The following is an 876-nucleotide window of genomic DNA, read 5'->3' as shown; positions in this document are numbered from 1 at the left end:
TCGTGACCAACCGTGAGGCCCGTACACGTGAGCAGTCCTTGGTCGCCGTCGTAGCGGGTACAAAAGCGGAGGATGTGATCGCCGTCCTAAAACGTATAGACGAGGAGCGCCGCAATGCCGTCGAGGAGGTTACGCTTGACTTGTCGGATTCCATGCGCAAGATTGCCCGGACAGCATTCCCCAAAGCCAGCCGCGTCATCGACCGCTTCCATATCCAGAAACTGACCTGCGATGCCGTGCAGGAGCTGCGTGTCAAGCACCGTTGGGATGCCATACAGCAGGCTAACAATGAGATGGAGGAGGCCAGACAAAAGGGCAAGGAATATAATCCGTACAGATTTCCCAATGGCGACACCCGCAAGGAACTGCTCATACGCTTGAGGATTTCTATCACATAGACGGTCACACGTTCGAGAAGCAGTACAAGGAAACGTTGAGCGGATTCCGTCAGTGGGACCAATTGGAACATGCGGACGAGTGGCTGCTGTTCCCGGAAAATGTCGGTCAGCGGCTTGCCATCGACGAGTCCTCGCTCTCCAATGGCGAGCTATACACTTTCGTTACCAACCGTGAGGCACATACGCGTGAGCAGTCCTTGGTCGCCGTCGTAGCGGGTACAAAAGCGGAGGATGTGATCGCCGTCCTAAAACGTATAGACGAGGAGCGTCGCGTTACTTGTTGTTCAAGTCCGCAGACAAATGGACCGACAGGCAGAAGCAGAGGGCCGCGATATTGTTTGAAGAATACCCTGACATCCAAACGGCATACGGACTGTGCCATTCACTGCGGATGACCTTTGCCAAAAACACGGTCAAGGATGCCGCACGTCTGTCCATGGCACGGTGGTACAACAAAGTGGAAGAAGCCGGATTTCAC

General features: G+C 54.7%; 2 pseudogenes. Both read left to right on the top strand.

Annotation, left to right across the window (positions count from 1 at the left end):
• A pseudogene (locus B5F77_RS15415) lies at positions 1–377 on the top strand (transposase); the annotation flags it as partial.
• Positions 378–517: 140 nt separating this feature from the next.
• A pseudogene (locus B5F77_RS15410) lies at positions 518–876 on the top strand (transposase); the annotation flags it as partial.

Source organism: Parabacteroides sp. An277 (assembly GCF_002159645.1).
Classification (GTDB): domain Bacteria; phylum Bacteroidota; class Bacteroidia; order Bacteroidales; family Tannerellaceae; genus Parabacteroides.
This window is presented reverse-complemented; position numbering and strand designations above follow the sequence as displayed.